Annotated in this window: 22 protein-coding genes and 3 tRNA genes; 5 read left to right on the plus strand and 20 right to left on the minus strand. The window is 61.2% G+C overall.

The window, feature by feature from the left end:
- Nucleotides 1-14: 14 nt before the first annotated feature.
- From K7R21_RS09690 to tssJ, 3 genes are read right to left on the minus strand one after another with little or no spacing between them, the layout of a single operon-like run.
- Nucleotides 15-680, minus strand: coding sequence for a DotU family type IV/VI secretion system protein (locus K7R21_RS09690; protein ID WP_224983056.1), 666 nt, complete (start codon nt 678-680; stop codon nt 15-17).
- 2 nt (nt 681-682) lie between these two features.
- Nucleotides 683-2,077, minus strand: coding sequence for a type VI secretion system baseplate subunit TssK (tssK, locus tag K7R21_RS09695; protein WP_224983057.1), 1,395 nt, complete (start codon nt 2,075-2,077; stop codon nt 683-685).
- Complete coding sequence (gene tssJ, locus K7R21_RS09700) at nt 2,074-2,577, minus strand: type VI secretion system lipoprotein TssJ (protein WP_224983058.1); 504 nt, start codon at nt 2,575-2,577, stop codon at nt 2,074-2,076. Before tssJ ends, tssK begins: the two co-directional genes overlap by 4 nt.
- A gap of 204 nt (nt 2,578-2,781) precedes the next feature.
- Between tssJ and mobA the strand changes: the two genes are divergently transcribed.
- Both mobA and mobB read left to right on the plus strand, forming a co-directional pair.
- Nucleotides 2,782-3,378 carry a molybdenum cofactor guanylyltransferase gene (mobA, locus tag K7R21_RS09705; protein WP_224983059.1) on the plus strand — a complete coding sequence of 199 codons (597 nt, stop codon included), beginning with the start codon at nt 2,782-2,784 and terminating at the stop codon, nt 3,376-3,378.
- Complete coding sequence (gene mobB, locus K7R21_RS09710; RefSeq protein ID WP_224983060.1) at nt 3,375-3,878, plus strand: molybdopterin-guanine dinucleotide biosynthesis protein B; 504 nt, start codon at nt 3,375-3,377, stop codon at nt 3,876-3,878. Before mobA ends, mobB begins: the two co-directional genes overlap by 4 nt.
- Nucleotides 3,879-4,008: 130 nt before the next feature.
- On the opposite strand, the gene K7R21_RS09715 is transcribed toward mobB, so the two are convergent.
- On the minus strand, nt 4,009-4,284 hold the full coding sequence (locus K7R21_RS09715; RefSeq protein WP_224983061.1) for a hypothetical protein: 276 nt from the start codon (nt 4,282-4,284) through the stop codon (nt 4,009-4,011).
- Between the two features lie 77 nt (nt 4,285-4,361).
- Nucleotides 4,362-4,436, minus strand: a tRNA-Gly gene (locus K7R21_RS09720).
- A gap of 167 nt (nt 4,437-4,603) precedes the next feature.
- On the opposite strand from K7R21_RS09720, the gene K7R21_RS09725 reads away from it, so the two are divergent.
- Both K7R21_RS09725 and K7R21_RS09730 read left to right on the plus strand, forming a co-directional pair.
- Nucleotides 4,604-5,038, plus strand: coding sequence for an acyl-CoA thioesterase (locus tag K7R21_RS09725; RefSeq protein ID WP_224983062.1), 435 nt, complete (start codon nt 4,604-4,606; stop codon nt 5,036-5,038).
- A complete protein-coding gene (locus K7R21_RS09730; protein WP_224983063.1) occupies nt 5,035-5,241 on the plus strand; it encodes a hypothetical protein in 207 nt (68 codons plus the stop codon). The genes K7R21_RS09725 and K7R21_RS09730 overlap by 4 nt, the downstream gene beginning before the upstream one ends.
- Here K7R21_RS09730 and gluQRS read toward each other — a convergent pair.
- The 6 genes from gluQRS to K7R21_RS09760 all read right to left on the minus strand — a co-directional run bounded on the left by gluQRS (nt 5,232) and on the right by K7R21_RS09760 (nt 11,421).
- Nucleotides 5,232-6,158 (minus strand): tRNA glutamyl-Q(34) synthetase GluQRS, encoded by a 927-nt coding sequence (gene gluQRS / locus K7R21_RS09735; protein WP_224983064.1) that lies wholly within the window; start codon nt 6,156-6,158, stop codon nt 5,232-5,234. The two genes, K7R21_RS09730 and gluQRS, sit on opposite strands and share 10 nt — an antisense overlap.
- A 103-nt stretch (nt 6,159-6,261) precedes the next feature.
- Nucleotides 6,262-6,573 (minus strand): pyrimidine/purine nucleoside phosphorylase, encoded by a 312-nt coding sequence (ppnP, locus tag K7R21_RS09740; protein ID WP_224983065.1) that lies wholly within the window; start codon nt 6,571-6,573, stop codon nt 6,262-6,264.
- Nucleotides 6,574-6,646: 73 nt separating this feature from the next.
- On the minus strand, nt 6,647-6,994 hold the full coding sequence (locus tag K7R21_RS09745; protein ID WP_224983066.1) for a hypothetical protein: 348 nt from the start codon (nt 6,992-6,994) through the stop codon (nt 6,647-6,649).
- A 185-nt stretch (nt 6,995-7,179) separates the two neighbouring features.
- Complete coding sequence (glnA, locus tag K7R21_RS09750; protein ID WP_216510115.1) at nt 7,180-8,592, minus strand: type I glutamate--ammonia ligase; 1,413 nt, start codon at nt 8,590-8,592, stop codon at nt 7,180-7,182.
- Nucleotides 8,593-8,630: 38 nt separating this feature from the next.
- Nucleotides 8,631-8,969 carry a P-II family nitrogen regulator gene (locus tag K7R21_RS09755; protein WP_129126904.1) on the minus strand — a complete coding sequence of 113 codons (339 nt, stop codon included), beginning with the start codon at nt 8,967-8,969 and terminating at the stop codon, nt 8,631-8,633.
- Nucleotides 8,970-9,339: 370 nt separating this feature from the next.
- The gene (locus tag K7R21_RS09760; protein WP_224983433.1) at nt 9,340-11,421 is read right to left on the minus strand and encodes a glutamine synthetase III family protein; all 2,082 of its coding nucleotides are present in this window, start codon (nt 11,419-11,421) and stop codon (nt 9,340-9,342) included.
- 316 nt (nt 11,422-11,737) lie between these two features.
- Here K7R21_RS09760 and K7R21_RS09765 point away from each other — a divergent pair, with 316 nt between their 5' ends.
- Nucleotides 11,738-12,466: a M23 family metallopeptidase gene (locus K7R21_RS09765; protein WP_224983067.1), complete on the plus strand. Its 729-nt coding sequence runs from the start codon at nt 11,738-11,740 to the stop codon at nt 12,464-12,466.
- 2 nt (nt 12,467-12,468) lie between these two features.
- On the opposite strand, the gene hrpB is transcribed toward K7R21_RS09765, so the two are convergent.
- The 9 genes from hrpB to K7R21_RS09810 all read right to left on the minus strand — a co-directional run bounded on the left by hrpB (nt 12,469) and on the right by K7R21_RS09810 (nt 19,698).
- On the minus strand, nt 12,469-14,949 hold the full coding sequence (gene hrpB, locus K7R21_RS09770; protein ID WP_224983434.1) for an ATP-dependent helicase HrpB: 2,481 nt from the start codon (nt 14,947-14,949) through the stop codon (nt 12,469-12,471).
- A gap of 4 nt (nt 14,950-14,953) precedes the next feature.
- Nucleotides 14,954-15,628: an HAD family hydrolase gene (locus tag K7R21_RS09775; RefSeq protein WP_224983068.1), complete on the minus strand. Its 675-nt coding sequence runs from the start codon at nt 15,626-15,628 to the stop codon at nt 14,954-14,956.
- 34 nt (nt 15,629-15,662) lie between these two features.
- Nucleotides 15,663-16,565 (minus strand): phosphatase PAP2 family protein, encoded by a 903-nt coding sequence (locus K7R21_RS09780; RefSeq protein ID WP_224983069.1) that lies wholly within the window; start codon nt 16,563-16,565, stop codon nt 15,663-15,665.
- A 133-nt stretch (nt 16,566-16,698) separates the two neighbouring features.
- Nucleotides 16,699-16,773, minus strand: a tRNA-Glu gene (locus K7R21_RS09785).
- Nucleotides 16,774-16,811: 38 nt separating this feature from the next.
- Nucleotides 16,812-16,885, minus strand: a tRNA-Gln gene (locus K7R21_RS09790).
- A 41-nt stretch (nt 16,886-16,926) separates the two neighbouring features.
- Nucleotides 16,927-17,481, minus strand: coding sequence for a 2-oxoacid:acceptor oxidoreductase family protein (locus K7R21_RS09795; protein WP_224983070.1), 555 nt, complete (start codon nt 17,479-17,481; stop codon nt 16,927-16,929).
- Between the two features lie 65 nt (nt 17,482-17,546).
- On the minus strand, nt 17,547-18,287 hold the full coding sequence (locus K7R21_RS09800; protein WP_199389179.1) for a thiamine pyrophosphate-dependent enzyme: 741 nt from the start codon (nt 18,285-18,287) through the stop codon (nt 17,547-17,549).
- A 22-nt stretch (nt 18,288-18,309) separates the two neighbouring features.
- A complete protein-coding gene (locus K7R21_RS09805) occupies nt 18,310-19,380 on the minus strand; it encodes a 3-methyl-2-oxobutanoate dehydrogenase subunit VorB (protein ID WP_224983071.1) in 1,071 nt (356 codons plus the stop codon).
- 114 nt (nt 19,381-19,494) lie between these two features.
- Nucleotides 19,495-19,698, minus strand: a complete 204-nt coding sequence (locus K7R21_RS09810) for a 4Fe-4S binding protein (RefSeq protein WP_224983072.1) — start codon at nt 19,696-19,698, stop codon at nt 19,495-19,497.
- Nucleotides 19,699-19,877: the final 179 nt, after the last annotated feature.

The following is a 19,877-nucleotide window of genomic DNA, read 5'->3' on the forward strand; positions in this document are numbered from 1 at the left end:
ATGCACCTCCTCCGCTAGAGGTTCGGAAGCACCAGACCGTTCAGCACATACCGGTACACGAGGTACATGATGGCGAAGAGGATGACCGGCGCCGCCAGCAGGCCCGCCGACAGTGGAGTGATGGCGAAGTCGGTCTGCAGCCTGCGCACTGCGGTGACCGGCAGGTCAGGGAGAGCCCCAGGGCAAAGGGTAAGAGTATCCAGCGCGGGCACAGCGTCCGCTGTCCCCAGAAACCGCTTCAGTTGCGCGCACCTCAACTGCTCCAACAAATACTCCCCCTGCTCCCCGATGTAGCGGCCTCTGAAGCCAAGAGCGAGGCAAGTGCAATAGACTTCCAGCACCTCCTGCTGCTCCCCCAGGGCCTCCAAGCGTTGGAAAGCTTCCACGCCGGCATCGGTGGTCTTGTAAAAAACGCGCTGCAACTGCTCATGCTGCCAGAGTTGCCGGTCGGGCCACTGCGAGGCGAGCAGAGTCTCGTCAACCCAGGCGCAGACGATGAACCGGGCCTGGCCGAAGTGGTCGAGGTCGCACCCGGTACCCTGCGCCAGCGTTTCGGATTGTGTCAGGAGTTCCCTAATCTCCCCCTTCACCTGGGCATAGTCGGCTTTGCACTGTGGCAGTCCATTCCGGAACTCCACGACATGGGCCAGCAATGGCATAAAGCAGTCGATCAGTCTCATGGTCAGCCTCTGGTGACGATCATCAGCTCAACCTCCAGGACATCAGGCGCCTGATCCCAGAAAAGAGCTATGTTGTGCCACTTCTCGATTAGGTCCCACTGTTCGGAACGGCTGTCGATGGCGAAGTACAGGGACGAAGCCCGGCGTGGCAGCTCCGGAGGCGGGTTGGACATGGGCTCCAGGGGGACACCCGGCAAGGCCTGCGCGATCAGGAGAGGGAGTCTCTCACGCGCACCAAGCTTGGCGAGGCCGGTGAGGTAGGCCAGTACTGCAGCGGGGTCAGTTTCGGTAGTTACCGCAAGGTAGAAACGGTTCTTTCCTTGGAAGTGGGCGGGGGTGAGGTCCGCGGAATAGTAAGTGCCGTCAAAGCAGAGCCTGAGGGCATACTCGGGCCCGGTGCAAACCTGGTCCAGGAGCTTCAGGATCAGGTCATGCGCAGAGGCGAAGCAGCCGCCGATGTCTAGGTGGTTGTAGCCAGGGAGAAATGCGGCCCCACCGCCCTCCCCGTCCCCCAAGCAGGCGACGGACTCGTCAAAGCATGACAGTTCGGCCACGAGCTGTGCGAGGACGCCGTACACCTGCCAGGGGTGAACTTGGGCCAGGATAAGGTGATCAAGCTGGGCGAGGTAGCGGTTTACCGTCCTGAGGGCAAGGAGGTAAACCAAATCCTTCGAGCCGAATTCCGCCCTCTGGACGCCGCGCTGCTTCTTACAGCTTTCCATCTGGCGGCAACGCACCGCGACCAGGTCCCGTATCCCCAGCACCAACTCATTCAGCAGTGGCACGGCGGCGATGGTGAGACAGGGGGCGATGAAATCGGGGGCGATCTCCAGTTCGGCCCCGCGCCTCTCCAGCCGTGCCACGGGGAGCAGCAGGTAGTCGCCCAGCAGGTCTAGTTCGCTGTCCCAGAAGAGCTTTAAAGCATGGTCCATGTGCCGTACTTCCGCAGCGGGACCGCCAGCGTGCAGGTCGGGGCTGGAAGCGCCCTCGGCGGCTACCAAGTATCGGGTAGTGAATCCACCAGGGGCAACGCCCTGCTGCAGGACCGCCGCGTTTTCCGCCCGGGCCTGCCATTTTTTCAGTCCCAGATACACCGTCAGTGAGGCGCCCTTCCCCGGCGCCTCTTCCGGGATCAGCCGCGACTCGACTAACGCGTTACCGGGGAGTTCGACGTAGGTCCCGTCGGGAAACAAAAAGGCGCCACTGGTAACCTCGATTGATGGCAACCCTTTGGAGCTAGTCCTGACCGTAGCGCGGGAGATCCCCCAGAAGTTGGGCGCCAAGTGGCTCTGGTACGGGATCAGCAGGGAGTGCATGCTGCGGTCGACAAGCTGGAAATGCTGCGGCTGCAGGAACATGCCCTGGTGCCAGAAAATGGGACGCTGGGCCGTGTTCATTCCACCCTCGCACTGGTTATTTCCTGGGCGCCGAGGTCAAGATGAAGTAACCCCTGCGGACCGTTGTCCACAGTGCCAGAAGGTAGAGCGACCACTTCCGTCACCTTCCGCTTACTTGAGCTGTAATAGCCAGTGGCAAGCCCCAGGTAGCGGGTGCCGGCCGCCTTGTCGCAGCTTTGGCTGAGGGTCTGGCCCGGCTGCACGACCAGGAGTTGCGCGTTTACCACTGACGGGTCGAAACGGCCGCACTCCAAGAGTTTCGGCACTCCATCCTTGTGCTGCGCTAACTGCCTAAAACCTTCCGGCTCCCTGAGTTGATACAGGCACAGCAGCAGCGCGTGGGAGTTCCTGTCGTAGCGATTGAGCTGGGGATCCGCCTGAACTTTGAGCCGGATCACCCCGCCCGGTGAGGTGGACGTGCCGTTTTGCGCCAGCCGCATGTTCATCGAGCAACCAGCCAGTAATGCGAGAACAGAAACAGCGACAAGTATCTTAAACATGGCCACCCCCCATCGCACTCGTGGGCATGCCCAGACGGCAGGCTTCGGATGTCGCGCCCGAGGACAACGGAGAGGTTAGCATAAATTTATTAAGTGCAAACACCGGGGCGGGATTTTAATTTCTGCCACCGCCGACGGGACTTATGGTATAAACGAGGCTGGTTTGCGGATCACACAAGGGCGAGCAAAGCGGAGTCAGCAGTGATGCCGGATTTCGTGGCAGACGACATAACGGGCGTAATCCTGGTGGGGGGCAAGAGCCGCCGCATGGGGCGGGACAAGGCGTTCCTGCAACTATTGGGGAGGCCTCTCTTCGAGCGGGTACTCGACCTGTTCAGGGAGAGCTTCCCCGAGGTCGTGCTGGTGGGTGACCGTGGGGAGCGTTTCGCTGGCTATGACGTTAAGGTCCTCCCCGACCTTATCCCCGGCAGCTCCCTGGGTGGGGTCTACACCGCGTTGGCCGGCACCGACAGCGAATGGATCTTTGTATCTTCCTGCGACCTACCCTTCCCCAGCAAGGCGATCCTGCAGCATCTTTGCGCGCTCAGGGAGGGATGTGACGCGGTGGTACCGAAGACCAAGCAGGGATACGAGCCGCTCTTCGCACTGTATTCGAAAAGATGCCTGGCACCGATCCGAAACCTGCTGGAACAAGGTGAGTGTTGCGCCTACGCTTGGTACCCGCAGGCCAAGGTCAAGGAGGTTGGTCCCGAGGAGATTGCGCTTCTCGACCCAGCCGGCACGGCATTCCTGAATCTCAACACACCGGAAGACGTTATCAATACAGGAGGAATTACATGACGGTAAAGGCAGTATCCTTTGTAGCGAAGTCGGGGACTGGCAAGACCACCCTGCTGGAGAAGGTGATTGTGCACCTGAAAGCACGCGGCTACAAGGTGGGGGTCATCAAGCACGACGCGCACCGTTTCGATATCGATCATCCCGGCAAGGACAGCTACCGACTCACCGCGGCAGGCGCCGACACCATGCTGATCTCCTCACCGGAGAAGCTCGCCATCGTCAAGAAGCACACCCAGTCCCCTCCCATCGAGGAACTGATCGAGACCTATTTCAGCGACATGGACATCGTGGTCACCGAGGGTTTCAAGAAGAGCGGCATGCCCAAGATCGAGGTTAACCGCCAGGAGAGAAGCACTACGCTCCTCTGCCGCGGCGAGACCGACGATCCCACCTTGGTCGCGGTGGCCAGCGACGCCGACCTCGACCTCGACGTGCCGGTACTTGACCTGAATGACCCGAGCGCCGTTGCGGATTTCATCGAGGAAACGTTCCTGCAGTAACAGACATTCCCATAGCTGAAATGGAAAAGGGAGACCCGCGCGGGTCTCCCTTTTTGTTGCCACTGGTGCCCCCCGGATGCGGATCCTCCGGCAAGCAGCCGCGGGGGCGGGGCGGTCACCGGAGGGTCTGCTATTCCTGCTCTTCCATCAGTTGCCAAGCGGCGTAGCCGGACTTGCGCTCGGTGAGCCTGCGCCCCGACAACTGGATGGTCTTTCTGACCGGATCGGTCTTGATCGCGATATAGGCGCGTACGATGGCAGCGACAGTGGCCTCCTGGAGGGTGATGGTTGTGCCGTCGGCAAGCTTCAGCGTGGTGCGTAGGTGCCGATGCTGCTCGGGGATCTCAGCCACGACCTGCACCACGTCCTCGGTTCTCAGTACAATTTCCCCTTCGCTGAGCTGCATGGCCACGCTCCTTTGCCGCCGGGCGCAATGCAAAAACCCCGGGAGCCTTTCAGGCTACCGGGGTTTTGTTAATTAATTGGAGCGGGAAACGGGGTTCGAACCCGCGACTTCAACCTTGGCAAGGTTGCACTCTACCACTGAGTTATTCCCGCTCAACAGAGATCCTGTTTATAGCAAAAGCGGCTTCCCCAGTCAACCTCTTTTTTTAATGACATGAAAAATTTCGGCTACCAATGTGCTAAATGTCGTATCATATCGCGGACCATCAGCTATACTGCTCACATGAGTTGAGATGGCAGGGCCATAAAAGGAGATGCACATGGAGAACAGAAAGGCGGAGCTGATCGAGACGCTGCTCCCTAAGGATACCAACTCGTACGGAAACATCTTCGGCGGCGTGATCATGAGCATCATGGACAAGACCGCCGGCGTGGTCTGCTGGCGCTATTCCCGCAAGCGCGTGGTCACCGCCTGTGCCCAGCGCATCACCTTCCACACCCCCATCAACGTGGGAGAGGTGATCTACTCCCGGGCCACCATCATCTACGTGGGGCACACCTCCATGGAGGTCGAAGTGGTGGTGGAAGCGGAAAACGTAACTGACGGTGCCAAGCGACTGGCGGCCAGCGGGGTCTTCACCATGGTGGCCGTGGACGAGAACTGGCACCCCGCGCCGGTACCGCAGTGGCAACCGGTGACCGAGGCGGAACTGGAAAAGTGGCGCGAGGTGGAGAGAAGGAGAAAGAAAGGATGAGCCTGCGCATGCTCCTGCTGCTGCCAACGCTGTTGCTGCCGGGATGCGAGACGCTGAACGACGCCATGATCCGCCACATGCTGAAGGAACCGGGACTGAGCGGAAAGATCAGCGACCAGATCCGCGATGGACTGGAGAGACGGGAGAAAGCCCCGTCGGCGACGATACCGGAGGCGGCTCCCCCGTTCCTAGATCAGGGGTAGAGAAAGGACGCGGGGGTACGGGGAATGGTGGCGACGTCAAGATGGGTGACGCCCCAAGCCAGGAGTTCCACCGGTGCCGCATCTTGCAGTTCCGGCGGCGGGGACTGCCCCAGGAAGCGGAGTGCCGCGAACAGCCGCCTCCCCCCTTCCCGATCCAGGTCACACCCGGCGGCGAGGGAAACCGCGTTGTCGCGCTTGCTGAGCTTGGCGCCATCGGGGCCGGTGACCAGCGGCAGATGGTAATAGGAAGGCGTCGGGAAGCCGAAGATGCACTGCAGGTAGATCTGGCGTGGTGTTGAGGCCAGCAGGTCTGCCCCCCTCACCACCTGGTTGACACCCGATGCTGCGTCGTCGACCACCACGGCCAAGTGGTAGGCATATGGCCCGTCGGCCCGGTGAATGACGAAATCCCCGCAGGACGCAGTGAGGTGCTGGCTGTAGCGCCCCATGATCCCGTCGTCGAAGGAAATCACCTCGTCATAGACTTTGACCCGCAGCGCCCGCTCGACCTTCTCGGGCGGCAACCCCTCGCGGCACAACCCGGGATAGACCAGGCCCTCTTCATGCGGTGCCGAGGCGATCTGGGCTATCTCGCTCCTGGTGCAGCCGCAGGCGTAGGCAAGGCCTCGGTGCTGCAACTCTTCCGCGGCCGCCCGGTAATGCTCGGTGCGCCTGCTCTGGTACAGCACTTCTCCGTCCCAGGCAAAGCCGAGCTTCTCCAGAGTCCTCATCATGTCGTCGGCTATCCCCGGCACCACGCGCGGCAGGTCCAGATCCTCCATGCGCAGCAGCCAGAGACCTCCCGCCTTCTTCGCGATCAGGTAACTCCCAAGCGCGGCAACCAGTGAGCCGACGTGCAGCGGCCCGGTCGGGGACGGCGCGAAGCGGCCGATTATCTGAGATTTATCTGTGGCCATGAAACACCGAAAGCGATCGGCCACGGAGATGCCGAGGAAAACGTGCCCCCGAGGTGGGCTTCTCAGGAGTCCTCAGATTTTCTCCGTGGCCAATAGTCTGGTTTTAGAGGAAAGAGCAGCAGTAGTCGGAGACGGCGGAGACCTTCAGCTTGAAGCTCGAGTTCTCGGGAACCTCGAAAGCCTCGCCCCCCTTGATGGTGACCCAGTCCGGGGAACCGGGAAGCAGCACGGTCATCTCGCCGGACATGATCTCCATCAGTTCCGCGGAACCGGTATTGAAGGTGTACTCGCCGGGCATCATGATGCCCAGGGTCTTGCGGGACCCATCGGCAAAGAAAATGGTACGGCTGGTCACGCCGCCGTCGAAATAGACATTGGCCTCTTTGACGACCGTTACGTTGTTAAATTCAGACATAGCAACCTCCCTCGATGGTATGAAATTGGGCATAGAACCCTGTAGTACGCACTTCTGCTGCGGCTGACCGCCTCTACTGCTCCCACTCGCCGCTCTCCCAGCGCTCCAAGGCGGTTTGAGCTCGAAACCCCATAAGCCCCGGCTCGCGGGCTATGACGCTCAACCTGGCCACGCAGCGTTCGGGGGCCTCCCGCATGGCATACACGGCCACCATGCCGGCAATGACCGGATCGGGATCTTCGAGCAGGCGCAGTAAATCGGGCACGCCGCCTTCACGCTGCAGGGCATGGTAGTAGCGGTTGAGATCTGCAACTTCGGCGGCGGCCAGATCCTCGGCCATGGCTTCGAGAGCCTCGGCATGGCGCAGGGCCGCTTTGGCAAACCATCCCACCAGCTTTGTCACCTTCTCATGTTGCTGCAACCATTCCTCCTGCCCGCCTGTCGTCTACCAGGCCGCGAACGGTGAAGGTATCAGTTTTTCCGCATGCCTTCAAGGATAAAGACTCCGTCTATAGACACCACGAGGACACAACACTCACCGCATGAGACGCGAAAAAGGCGGGGGAAATCCCCCGCCTTTTTTGCTGCCCGTAGGAGCACAACTGCTTAGATGTCGAAGTACAGAGCGAACTCGAGCGGTACCGGACGCATACGGACCGGGTTGACTTCGGCTTCGGTTTTGTACTCGATCCACTTGTCGATGACGTCCGGGGTGAACACGTCGCCCTTGAGCAGGAACTCGTGGTCGTCCTTGAGGGCGTTGAGAGCCTCTTCCAGGCTGCCCGGAGCGGACGGGATGGTGGAGAGCTCTTCCGGGGACAGACCGTAGATGTCCTTGTCCAGCGGCTGGCCCGGGTCGATCTTGTTCTCGACGCCGTCGAGGCCTGCCATCAGCATCGCTGCAAACGCGAGGTAGCCGTTGCAGGACGGGTCCGGAGTACGGTACTCGATCCTCTTTGCCTTCGGGTTGGTGGAGAACATCGGGATGCGCAGGGAGGCGGAACGGTTACGGCTGGAGTAAGCCATGTTCACCGGAGCCTCGAAGCCCGGCACCAGACGCTTGTAGGAGTTGGTGGTCGGGTTGGTGAAGGCGCACAGGGCGCGGGCATGCTTGATGATGCCGCCGATGTAGTACAGAGCCATCTGGGAAAGCCCGCCGTACTTGTCGCCGGCGAAGAGGTTGGTACCGTCTTTCCACAGGGACATGTGGCAGTGCATACCGGAACCGTTGTCGCCGTAAAGCGGCTTCGGCATGAAGGTTACCGTCTTGCCGTTGCGGTTGGCGACGTTCTTGATGACGTACTTGAACCACTGCAGCTGGTCAGCCATGTCGACCAGCGAGGAGAAGCGCATGTCGATCTCGGCCTGGCCGCCAGTGGCGACTTCGTGGTGCTGGCACTCGACGCGGATACCGACCTTCTGGAGCTCCATGACCATCTCGTTACGGAGGTCGTTCTGGGAGTCGGTCGGGGCGACCGGGAAGTAGCCTTCCTTGTGGCGCGGCTTGTAGCCGAGGTTCGGGAACTCTTCACGGCCGGTGTTCCAGGCGCCTTCGGAAGAGTCGACGGCGTAGAAGGAGGAGTTGGCGTTGGAGTCGTAACGGACGTCGTCGAAGATGAAGAACTCGGCTTCCGGTCCGAAGTAAGCGGTGTCGGCGAGGCCGGTGGACTTCAGGTAGCTCTCCGCTTTCTTGGCGATGTTACGCGGGTCACGGGAGTAGCTTTCCTTGGTGATCGGGTCGAAGATATCGCAGATCAGGGAGAGGGTCGGCACCGCGGTGAACGGGTCCATCTTGGCAGTGGTCGGATCCGGCAGGATGATCATGTCAGAAGCGTGAATGGGCTGCCAGCCGCGGATGGAGGAGCCGTCGAAACCCTGGCCTTCCTCGAAGGTATCCTCGCCGAACTCGCTCATGGGCACGGTGAAGTGCTGCCAGATGCCGACGAAGTCCATGAATTTGAAATCGACCATCAGCACGCCGTTTTCTTTGGCAAACTCCACTACTTGTTTTGGTGTCATCTACTGTCTCCTTTCAAATTAAGTAAAGAATCAGCCAATTAGAGAGCGTCTTCGCCCCTCTCACCGGTCCTGATCCGGACTACTTCTTCTACGGGGGTGACAAAGATCTTGCCGTCGCCAATGCGGCCGGTCTTGGCGGCCTGCTCGATGGCGTCAACGACCTTGCTGACCACTTCGTCGGATACGATGATCTCCATCTTGATTTTCGGAATGAAATCGACCACGTACTCGGCGCCGCGGTAAAGCTCGGTGTGCCCTTTTTGACGACCGAACCCCTTCACCTCACCGATGGTGATGCCCTGGATACCGATCTCGTTGAGTGCTTCTTTCACTTCATCAAGCTTGAAAGGTTTTATGATTGCTTCGACTTTTTTCAAGGCAGTTATCCTCCGCTTGTCGTTCAGTGCGCCGCGAATTATAGATACCTTACTATAGAATTGCAAGTTCTAATAAACCGCGGTTTGGTGTTTGACAACTCTATTTGCAAGACTTTGGCCAACCGGTAGACAGCCAGCAGATACCTGACTTTACGGTAATTTAGCCAATCTAAGGGACTCGACGGTATCGATGGCGGCAACGCTGTTGCTTATAACTTAGGCAGGTAGCTGCCTGCAATATATCCGTTCGCCGCAGACATCAGTTAAGCGTTTTTTGTTAAGACGGTCCTACCTGTCGAACCCTACTGGCAAAGCTAAAATAGGAGCCCCTCACGGGGCCCCTACCTTCAGACACGTAAAGATCCAGGGATTACAGAACAAAAAGCATTTCCCTGTAGGTCGGCAGCGGCCAGTACTTGGCAGCGATGATCTTCTCCAGTGCGTCACCAGTGGTGCGCAGTTCGAGCATCTTGGCGAAGACGTTTGCCCTGAATGCTGCAGCCTGCTTCTCGGCATCGGCGATGTTCAGTGCGTCTTCCAGCGCCTTCTCCAGAGCCTTGGTGTTGGCGCTCATCGCGGCCAGCTTGTCACTGAGCTCTTCCAGCAGTTCCTTCTGGGTCGAGACGTCCAGCTTACTGGATACTGCAGTAACCGCATTGATGGAGGATGCCACCGTGGTCGCATACTCAATGGCGGTCGGGATGATGCTGTGGTTGGCCATGTCGATCATGGTCAGGGCTTCAATGTTCAGGGTCTTGACGTACTGCTCGACCATGATTTCGTAGCGTGCGTGAACTTCTTTCTCGTTGAAGACGTTGTGAGCAGCGAACACCTCCATCGCTTCTTTGGAGATCAGCTCCTTGAGTGCGTCAGGAGTGTTGGGAATGTTCGGCAGGCCGCGCTTGGCAGCTTCCTGGACCCACTCGTCGGAATAGTTGTTGCCGTTGAAGATCACGCGCTGGTGCTTCTTGGCGGTTTCCTGCAGCAGTTTGTCCAGGTCGGCGTCGAAGTTGGTCGATTTCTCGAGGACATCGGCGAATTCCTTGAGCGCCTGGGCAATGATGGTGTTGATGATGATGTTCGGGCCCGAGATGGAGAAGGAGGAACCGAGCATCCTGAACTCGAACTTGTTGCCGGTAAAGGCGAACGGCGAGGTCCTGTTCCGGTCGGTGGCGTCCTTGGGCAGTGCGGGAAGAGTGCTTACACCGATGTCCATGTGACCGCTCATTTCGGACGATTTCGCTACGCCTGCGACGATCTGATCGATGATGTCGGCAAGCTGCTCGCCGAGGAATACGGAAATGATCGCCGGAGGTGCTTCGTTGGCGCCCAGGCGATGGTCGTTGCCGGCATTGGCGCAGGAGCAGCGCAGCAGGCCGGCGTAGGTGTCGACAGCCTTGATGGTCGCCATGAGGAAGGTCAGGAACTGGGCGTTCTCGTGCGGGGTATGACCCGGCTCGAGCAGGTTCTGGCCGTCGTTGGAGCTCATGGACCAGTTGTTGTGCTTACCGGAGCCGTTGACGCCGGCAAACGGCTTCTCGTGCAGCAGGCAGACCATGTCGTGCCTGAGGGCGACGCGCTTGAGAACTTCCATGACCATTTGGTTGTGGTCGGTGGCGATGTTGGTGTTCTCGAAAATCGGAGCGATCTCGAACTGTCCCGGTGCCACTTCGTTGTGCTGGGTCTTGGCGGTAACGCCGAGCTTCCACAGCTCTTCGTTCACTTCCTTCATGTACCCCAGCACTCTTTCCTTGATGCTGCCGAAGTAGTGGTCTTCCATCTCCTGTCCCTTGGAGGACATGGCGCCGAAAAGGGTCCTGCCGGCCATCATCAGGTCGGGCCTTTTCAGGTAGAAGGACTTGTCGACCAGGAAGTATTCCTGCTCGGCGCCGACAGTCGAGGTAACCCTGGTGACATCGTTGTTGCCGAACAGTTTGAGAACGCGCACGGCCTGCGTGGAAAGCGCTTCCATGGAACGGAGCAGGGGGACCTTCTTGTCGAGGGCCTCACCGGTGTAGGAGCAGAAGGCGGTCGGAATGCAGAGAGTAACAACGTCAGCCTCTTCCCTCAGGAAGGCAGGCGAGGTGCAATCCCAGGCGGTGTACCCCCTGGCTTCGAAGGTTGCCCTCAGGCCGCCGCTCGGGAAAGAGGATGCGTCAGGCTCGCCCTTGACGAGCTCCTTGCCGGAGAACTCCAGTAGTGCCCCACCCTCCGACGGGGAAAGGAAAGCGTCGTGCTTTTCCGCAGTGATGCCGGTCATAGGCTGGAACCAGTGAGTGAAGTGCGTTGCGCCCCTCTCAACGGCCCACTCTTTCATTGCCGCTGCGACGACATCTGCGATGGAGGGATCCAGCGGCAGACCTTCGTCGATGGTTTTCTTGAGGTTCTTGAAAACAGCTTTCGGCAGTTTGTCTCTCATAACGGACTGGTTAAATACGTTTTGCCCAAACATCTCCACGGTACAGCCTCCTTTTTGTGCAGCAGTGTCTAAAAAATAAGCAGAACGCTTATCTACGTCTATGAAGTTCCAAGGCTTTACAGCATAATCAAGCCAAAGCACCCTATACCTAGCAAGAGAAGTGCCCACTCTGCCCCGCACCTGATTAAACTTAACACACCCCCTGACAGTCACGGGGACGGCGCATGCCAGGCAATGAGCAGCCCCCTCCCCGCGGCACAGTCGCCACTTGCCAAGCAGCGGCTGCCGTACTATAGTACCGGCTGCTGCAAGCATGGGATCAAGCACCAGTTCGGCCCGGGGATTAACGGTGAAGAAACAGGCAATTGCACAACGGCGGCAGGTAACAGCACGGCTGGCGGGTACACTCCTGCCGGCAGCGGCGCTGTGCGTGCTCTGGGTCGCGCCGGCGCAGGCGGACTTTTTCCGCTATACCGACGAGAACGGCGTTGAGGTCTTCACCAACACCCCGACCACCAACGGTGCGGTCCGAGTGCTGCGCGAAGCGAAGAAAACGAAACCCGGCCCGAAGGCGCAGCAATCTTCTAGCTACGAGGCACCTGATCTCTCGGGTATGGACGCCAAGCTTCCGGTACATGGAGTAATCACCTCCGGGTACGGCATGCGGCACGACCCGATCGACGGCGGGATGAGGCATCACAACGGTGTGGACATCGCGGTACCGACCGGCACCAGGGTGAAGGCGATTGCGGCAGGCAGGGTAATAGAGAGCGCCGCGCATGGCGGCTACGGGAACCTGGTGACCATACAACATGCCGACGGCATGGTCTCCATGTACGGCCACAACTCCGAGCTCGACGTCAAGGTGGGGGACCAGGTGGAGGCGGGGCAGACCGTGGCGCTGTCGGGATCTACCGGTAGATCGACGGGTCCCCACGTGCATTTCGAACTCTGGAAAAACGGCGTCAACGTGACGCGGAACTACCTCGACAACGGCGCCGGCATCCCCGAGGTGACCGGCAGCATCAGAAGCTACCTGCACAAGGACGGGTCACTCGTCTTCACCAACATCAACTAACTTCACATTCTCTTCTTCACATGTCTCGTCGCCGGTGCGTTCCAGGGATCGTCTGGCCAGGGATGCCTCGGGTAGCGACCTTTCAACTCCTTGCACACTTCACGATAGGCCCCGTTCCAGAAACTCTTCAAGTCCGCGGTGACCTGGATCGGCCGCCGCGCCGGCGACAAGAGGTGGATCAGGACCGGCACCCTGCCCCGCGCCAGACGCGGCGTCTCTGCTAACCCAAACATCTCCTGGAGCTTGACCGCCAGAAACGGCTCACCCTCCGCCGAGTACTCCAGCGCAACGCGGGACCCGCTGGGCACCTGCAGGTGCGTGGGGGCCTCCCGCTCCACGAATTGCTGCTGCCGATAATCGAGCAACGACTTCAACGGCTGCAGCAGATCTACCTTGGCCAGTTGAGCCAGACTCCTCACCCCCTGAAGGTAGGGAAGCAGCCACTGCCCCATGCTCCCGGCGAGCGCCTCGTCGGACAGGTCAGGCAACTCCTCCTCGGGAAGCGTACGGGCCAGGAAGCGGACCCGGTTGCGGTACTGCGCGGCCTGGCCGCTCCAGTTCAGCCCGTCGATGCCCGCGCCGGAAACAATCCCCTGCAACAGCGCCGCGACCACCTCTTCCTTCTCCGGGACCGCCGCCCGTTCGGAAAGGACCACGGCACCCAGCCGCTCCTCGTCGCGGGCGACCACCCTCCCCTCGCGCTCTTCCCAGAATACCCTGCGCTCACGCGTGATGCCGGCCGCACATCCGGACCGGATTGCCTCCAGCGACACGGAACTCGCCATGTGGATATCGGCCTCCCCCGCCCCACCCTCGACCTCGACGGCGACGATGAAGGGCTGCGCCCTGAGGTTACTGCGTGGGGAGAGCTTGGCGCCGGTGCCGTTGGCCATCAGGTATCGTCCTGATCCGGGGCTCCTCTCCCGGGCAACACGGTCGGGATAGGCCATCAGGAGCAGCCGCCCCACGGTGGCAGCATCGGCAGGCGTGGCGGCATCGGCCACGGCGACGGTGCCGCGAAAATAGGCAGCCAGCCGCTCCACCGTGCGCGCCCCCTGCGGGTCGCGCCGTTCGCGAAACGCGTCAAGGCGGTCCAGCAGATCGCTCTCGGAGATGCTGCCGCTGCCGCGCGGCAGGAGGTCGCGTTCGGAGAGTATGGCGGCAAGCGTGCAGGCAAGCGGAGCGTCCCCCACGGCGAGGGATCCCACCAGCATGGCGGCCAGGCGCGGGTGCATGGGGAGCGTCGCCATCCTGGCGCCAAGATCGGTGAGGGTGCCGCGCGCGTCGAGCGCGCCCAAGGCGCGCAAGAGAGCCCGACCTTCGGCAAGATGGGCGGCGGGGGGCGCATCGAGGAAGCTCAGCGAGGCGGGATCGGCCACACCCCACTGCGCCAGGTCGAGCGCAAGCGGAGCCAGGTCGGATACCTTGATCTCGGGGGGAGTAAAGGGAAGCAGCGCACTCTGGGTGTGCTCGGTCCAAAGACGATAACAGACGCCAGGGGCCACCCTGCCGGCACGGCCGGCGCGCTGCTGGGCGGAGGCCGCGGAGATGCGCATGGTGTCGAGGCGGTTCAGGCCGGTGGACGGGTCGTATCGGAGCTGGCGGGAGTAGCCGGTATCGACCACCACCCGCACCCCCTCGATGGTGAGGCTGGTTTCGGCGATGTTGGTGGCGAGCACCACCTTGCGGTGCTCGCCGGGAAGGATGGCCCGCTCCTGCGCGGCAAAGGGAAGGTCCCCGTAGAGGACGGCGATCATCACCTTGGAGCCGACCTGGGCCTGGAGGATGCTCTCGCAGCGCCTGATGTCTCCAGCCCCGGGCAGGAAGACCAGGACGTCCCCCTCGGTCTCGGCGAGCGCCCTCATCACACCGGCGCAGGCGGTTTCGGCGAGCCGTGTGGCGGGGTCGGCCTTGAGATAGCGGACATCGACGGGGAACTGGCGCCCTTCGCTGGTGATCAGCGGGGCGCCGCCCAGGAGCTTCGCTACCGGGTCGGCGTCGAGGGTCGCGGACATGACCAGCAGGCGCAGGTCCTCGCGCAGCCCAAGCTGGACGTCGCGGCAGAGGGCAAGGGAAAGGTCGCAGGTGAGGCTTCGTTCGTGAAATTCGTCGAAGATGACCGCCGCCACCCCTTCCAGGAGCGGGTCGCTCTGCAACCGGCGGGCCAGGATACCCTCGGTCACCACCTCGATGCGGGTGGCCTTGGAGACCTTGCGCTCGAAGCGGATGCTGTAGCCAACCGTCTTGCCCACCTCTTCGCCCAGACATTGGGCCATGTAGCGGGCGGCATTGACGGCGGCGAGGCGGCGCGGCTCAAGCATGATGATCCTGCCACCTGCCAAGAGCGGTGCATCGAGCAGGGCCAGCGGCACACGGGTAGTCTTGCCGGCGCCGGGAGGCGCCTGCAGTACGGCGACGTTTCCCTTTTGCAGTACCGCGAGCAGTTCCGGGAGTATGGAGTCGATAACGGCAGGTTTCAGCATGGGATCAGACGAGCAGGCGCAGCCCCTCGAGATCGACGCCGGCAAGCGTATCGACCACGCGGCAGGCGCCGGTCAGCCGCTCGGCAGGGTAGCTGTTGGTGACGGCCAGCACCTTCAACCCGGCGCCGGTCGCCGAGGTGATGCCAGCCGGGGTGTCCTCGACGGCAATGGAATCCGCCGCCTCGACCTGCCCCGGGAAACGCTCCTGAAGCCGCTGCACGGCGAGACGGTAACTCTCCGGGTCGGGCTTGCTCGCCGCGACTTCGTCGGCGGTCACCTTGACGTCGAAGGCGTCAGTCAGACCCAACTGGGCCAGAATCGGCTCGATGTCACTCTGGAGGGCGCCGCTGCAAAGGGCAAGCGGGAGATTGCCGGAGATGGAGCGGATCAATTCCACCACGCCCGGATATGGCCCGACACCACCAGAGACAATCTTGAGGAATGCCTCGGCCTTCCCCTTGATAAGCTCCTTGAGCTCCTGGTCGGAAAGGGGCCGACCGTGTACCCGGAAGGCCTCGCGGAAGGCATCGCGATCGTCAAAGCCGATGTAGAGATCGAGGTACTCCTGCCAGGAATAGCCCAGGCCAAGAGGCACTAGCAGTTCCTGGAACGCCTTGTAGTGCAACGGCTCGGTGTCCACGATGATCCCGTCGAAGTCGAAGATGACTGCCTTCAGCATGCGAAGCTCCTTACGTTAAGTGGATTGCGGCGTGTTAGAACTTGCCCAGCAGTGCCAGGGCGGGGGCCCCGTCGATGGCCATCGGGGCCACGGTGACGCTGCCGGCGGGGGCTGAACGATACCTGGTAACGGCGGCACCGGCCAACTCCCCGATGGCAGCACCCAATACTACATCGCTGGCCCAGTGCTTGGTCTGGTACACGCGGGAAAAGCCGGCCAGGCTGGCGGCGGCATAGCAGGCGGCCTGGCCGTAGAAACTGTCGGTCTTGTCGGCGACCACGTGTGCCAAGGCAAAGGAGCTCGCGGTGTGCATCGAGGGGAGGGAGTCGTAGCCTCCCTTGAACTGGAGCGGGCGGTAGCTCGAGCTGCTGTCGGTCTGGTACGGACGGCCCCGCCCGATCACCCCTTTGAGCACGAAGGTGGCGCCGTCGGCCAAAAGCAGTGCCTCCCCCATCTCCTCGCCAAGCTTCATGACCTTCGCCTGATCGGTCACCGCACCGGCGCCGTAGAAGGCGGCGGCGACGCCGAGATGGAGCAGCGGGTTGCTGACAGCGTTGCCGGCATCGGTGATACCCCTCATTACTCCGTGGTGCGGGCCGTCAAACTCGTCCCGGATCTTCTCGTCGAAGAGGTAGGTCAGGCCGAACAGACCGGCGGTCACGACGGTCCCGGTGAGGTAGGGATCGACCGGGCCCTTCAGGAACAGCTTCCCCTCTCCCGCGAAGCGCACCGCCTCTTCCTTGATGGCAGTGGTGCTGGTGAAGACGGTGTCGGCGGCATGAAGCGGCGTGACCAGTGCCAGTTGGCAGATGGTTAGCAAGGCGAGAAATACAGCGAATAGGCCGGCCCGGGGGCGGCGGGTGATGCCGAGAATGGCGGGTGCTGCAGACTGCTGCGCTGGCGAGGTTGTTTCTGAAACGGTCACTGTCCTGGTCATCGACTTTCTCCGTCCTTTATATTTATCTCACTCTTCGAGCAACTCCCGGGGGGAAACGGTGACCTCTGACTTGCGGCAGCACCGGCACAGCTTAAAAAAAAACAGCGCCCTGCTTCTGGCGCTGTTTTTAAGGTGGTGATCCCAAGGGGACTTGAACCCCTGTTACCGACGTGAAAGGCCGGTGTCCTAACCACTAGACGATGGGACCTAACTATGTAGCAGCTTGCAAAGAAGCTGGGGTTGATATGGCTGGGGTACAAGGATTCGAACCTTGGATGACGGAGTCAGAGTCCGTTGCCTTACCGCTTGGCGATACCCCATCGCGAGAGACAAGTTTAATACCAGAACCCGGTTGGCAAAGTCAAGCTTCTTTTTTCGCCCTGGCAGCCTCGGCCCCGGTTTCAATCGCCTTGACGTTGGCGGGGATGAACTTGTGGTTGCGCTCAGGAAGCGCCTGGGAAAGCGCCGCGGCCAGGGACGGGAGCTTTACCGCGTCGGTGAGGGCGGCGTAGGCACCCAGCGCCACCATGTTCACCATGCGCAGATCGCCCAGATCAGTGGCGATGTCGTTCATGGCAACCTGGACGACCTTTATGTCAGTCCGCCCCAGGCCAGAGACGTCGACCAGCGAGGAGTTGACGATAAGGACGCCGCCGGGGCGCACCCGGGCACCGAAGCGCTCCAGGGAGGCCTGGTTCAGCACCACCAGCACCGAGGGCTGCCCGACCACCGGAGAGCCGACCGCGCCGTCAGCGATCACGACCGTGCAGGTGGCGGAACCGCCGCGCTTCTCGACCCCGTAGGCGGGAAAGTAGCTGACGTTCTTCCCTTCATCTATAGCTGCATAGGAGAGCAGGTTGCCCGCCAGAAGTACCCCCTGGCCGCCGAACCCCGCTATCAAGACATCTTTACGCATCCGCGTCCCTCCAGAACATCAGAACCATTTACAGGTTCTATGTTCTACGTTCTAAGTTAGCTGCCCTACGCCTCTTCCTTCTTGAACACGCCCAGCGGGAAGTAGGGGATCATCTCCTCGCCGATCCGCGCATTGGCCTTCAGCGGGTTCATGCCCCAGTTGGTGGGACAGGCGGACAGTACCTCAACAAAGGAGAACCCTTTGCCCTGTGCCTGATACCCGAAGGCCTCGCGCATCACCTTCTTGGCCTCCAGAACGTGCTTGGGCGAGTCCACGGCTACCCGCGCGGAGTAGGCGACGCCGCCCAACTGCGCCATCAGCTCCGCCATCTTGATGGGAGAGCCGTCCTTCGACTTGTCGCGGCCGTAGGGGGAAGTGGAGGTCTTCTGTCCCACCAGGGTGGTCGGGGCCATCTGGCCGCCGGTCATGCCGTAGGTGGTGTTGTTAACGAAGACAACGGTGATGTCCTCGCCGCGGTTGGCGGCGTGGATGATCTCAGCGGTGCCGATGGCGGCCAGGTCGCCGTCCCCCTGGTAGGTGAAGACGAAGCTGTCCGGCCTGGCGCGCTTGACGCCGGTGGCGACCGCCGGTGCCCTGCCGTGGGGAGCCTCGACGACGTCGATATCGAAATAGCCGTACAGGAAGACGGAGCACCCCACCGACGCGACACCGATGGTGCGGTCCTGCACCCCATAGAGGTCCATGGCGTCAGCCACCAGGCGGTGGATGGTGCCGTGGTGGCAGCCGGGGCAGAAATGGGTCTGCACGTCCTTCAAACTCTGCGGTCTTTTAAAAACCTGTTGCATATCGATCAACCCCTTTCCCGGCCTAGCGTGCCGTCTCGTCGTAGTTCTTCCTGATCACTTCGAGCAGCTCCTCCGGTGACGGAAGGGAGCCGGCTCCCGGCGGCCTGCCATAGAAGGAGACCTGCGCGGCGGCGCCTACGCTGAGACGGACGTCCTCGACCATCTGTCCGGTGTTGAGTTCCACCACCAGCACCTTGCCGGCCCTAGCCGCGGTCTGCGCCAGCGCCTGCTCGGGGAACGGGAACAGGGTGACGGGACGGAACAGCCCCACCTTCATCCCCTCGGCCCGCGCCATGGTGACGGCGGTGTGGGCAATGCGGGACACGGAGCCGAAACCGGCGACGATCAAGCGGGCATCGGCCGTCTCGTACTCCTCGGACATGCACTCCTTCTCTTTCATCACCTGGTACTTGGCGTGCAGGTGCCAGTTGTGGGCCTCCAGCTCGCCGTCGCCCAGGAACAGGGACTTGACGACGCGCTGCTCCGCGCCGCTCTTGCCGCGCACCGCCCACCCCTTGGCCGGGAGCTCGCGCACCGGGCGCGGGTTGGGAATGAGCGCCTCCTTCATCTGCCCGATAACGGAATCGCCGAGGAGCATGACCGGGGTACGGTACAGGTCGGCCAGGTCGAAAGCGTGCATGGTGAGGTCGTACATCTCCTGGACGGAGTTGGGAGCAAGCACCGGAATGTGGTAGCCGCCGTGGCCGCCACCTTTCACGCACTGGAAGTAGTCCGACTGGGAGGCGTCGATGCCGCCAAGTCCTGGGCCGGAACGGGAGATGTTGATGATGACGCCGGGAAGCTCAGCTCCGGCCATGTAGGAGATCCCCTCCTGCTTCAAGGAGATGCCGGGACTCGAGGAGGAGGTCATGGCGCGCACGCCGGTAGCGGAGGCGCCCAGGAGCATGTTGATTGCCCCGATCTCGCTTTCGGCCTGGATGAACTCGCCGTTCAGTGGGGGGAGTTCGCGCGAAAGGTATTCCGGAATATCGCTTTGCGGGGTGATGGGATAACCGAAGTAGTAGCGGCAACCGGCTTCGACCGCGCCCATGGCGGCGGCCTCGTTCCCCTTGACAAAAAGCCGTTTAGACAATTGACCCTCCCACAGATCCTGCCTGCCGAGGCACGCCTCGGGCTGTCGACGCCGTCCGGGCCTGCGCCGGGCCGGGTCGATCAATAAGCAGGGAACACATTTTCAGTGTTTGAATTACTTGAAGACAGTTATGGCAACATCAGGACAGATTTCGGCGCAGAGAGCGCACCCGGTGCACTGCTCCTGATTGGGAGCCTCCGCCGGTGCATATCCCTGGATATTGACCTTTTCGCACAGCCTGATCAGCTTCTTTGGGCAAGCAATGGTGCAGATACCGCAACCCTTGCAGCGCATTTCGTCTATTACAATTCTCGGCATGCCTTAAGTCCCCTCATTGTCTCGTGGCCTGCTCAGGCCAAGCAATCAGCGCTGGAAAACTAGCAGAATTTTGTGAAGTCAGTCAACTTTTTTTGTTTACACAAGTGATTTATCACTTGCTTTTAAACCTTTGTATAGTTTAATAATAAGCGTCTCATTTGCGCACCCTAAAACTCTAA

This window comes from Geomonas agri, from assembly GCF_020179605.1.
GTDB classification, from domain to species: domain Bacteria; phylum Desulfobacterota; class Desulfuromonadia; order Geobacterales; family Geobacteraceae; genus Geomonas; species Geomonas agri.

Coding starts and splice junctions, on each gene's coding strand:
- ppnP (WP_224983065.1), bottom strand. CDS start 6,573: ATGTCTGAATTTAACAACGTAACGGTCGTCAAAGAGGCCAATGTCTAT.
- K7R21_RS09715 (WP_224983061.1), bottom strand. CDS start 4,284: ATGCAGCTCAGCGAAGGGGAAATTGTACTGAGAACCGAGGACGTGGTG.
- K7R21_RS09725 (WP_224983062.1), top strand. CDS start 4,604: ATGGAGAACAGAAAGGCGGAGCTGATCGAGACGCTGCTCCCTAAGGAT.
- mobA (WP_224983059.1), top strand. CDS start 2,782: ATGCCGGATTTCGTGGCAGACGACATAACGGGCGTAATCCTGGTGGGG.
- K7R21_RS09780 (WP_224983069.1), bottom strand. CDS start 16,565: ATGACCAGGACAGTGACCGTTTCAGAAACAACCTCGCCAGCGCAGCAG.
- K7R21_RS09730 (WP_224983063.1), top strand. CDS start 5,035: ATGAGCCTGCGCATGCTCCTGCTGCTGCCAACGCTGTTGCTGCCGGGA.
- glnA (WP_216510115.1), bottom strand. CDS start 8,592: ATGACACCAAAACAAGTAGTGGAGTTTGCCAAAGAAAACGGCGTGCTG.
- K7R21_RS09800 (WP_199389179.1), bottom strand. CDS start 18,287: ATGCAACAGGTTTTTAAAAGACCGCAGAGTTTGAAGGACGTGCAGACC.
- K7R21_RS09760 (WP_224983433.1), bottom strand. CDS start 11,421: ATGTTTGGGCAAAACGTATTTAACCAGTCCGTTATGAGAGACAAACTG.
- hrpB (WP_224983434.1), bottom strand. CDS start 14,949: ATGCTGAAACCTGCCGTTATCGACTCCATACTCCCGGAACTGCTCGCG.
- K7R21_RS09690 (WP_224983056.1), bottom strand. CDS start 680: ATGAGACTGATCGACTGCTTTATGCCATTGCTGGCCCATGTCGTGGAG.
- K7R21_RS09795 (WP_224983070.1), bottom strand. CDS start 17,481: ATGCGTAAAGATGTCTTGATAGCGGGGTTCGGCGGCCAGGGGGTACTT.
- mobB (WP_224983060.1), top strand. CDS start 3,375: ATGACGGTAAAGGCAGTATCCTTTGTAGCGAAGTCGGGGACTGGCAAG.
- tssK (WP_224983057.1), bottom strand. CDS start 2,077: ATGAACACGGCCCAGCGTCCCATTTTCTGGCACCAGGGCATGTTCCTG.
- K7R21_RS09810 (WP_224983072.1), bottom strand. CDS start 19,698: ATGCCGAGAATTGTAATAGACGAAATGCGCTGCAAGGGTTGCGGTATC.
- gluQRS (WP_224983064.1), bottom strand. CDS start 6,158: ATGGCCACAGATAAATCTCAGATAATCGGCCGCTTCGCGCCGTCCCCG.
- K7R21_RS09775 (WP_224983068.1), bottom strand. CDS start 15,628: ATGCTGAAGGCAGTCATCTTCGACTTCGACGGGATCATCGTGGACACC.
- tssJ (WP_224983058.1), bottom strand. CDS start 2,577: ATGTTTAAGATACTTGTCGCTGTTTCTGTTCTCGCATTACTGGCTGGT.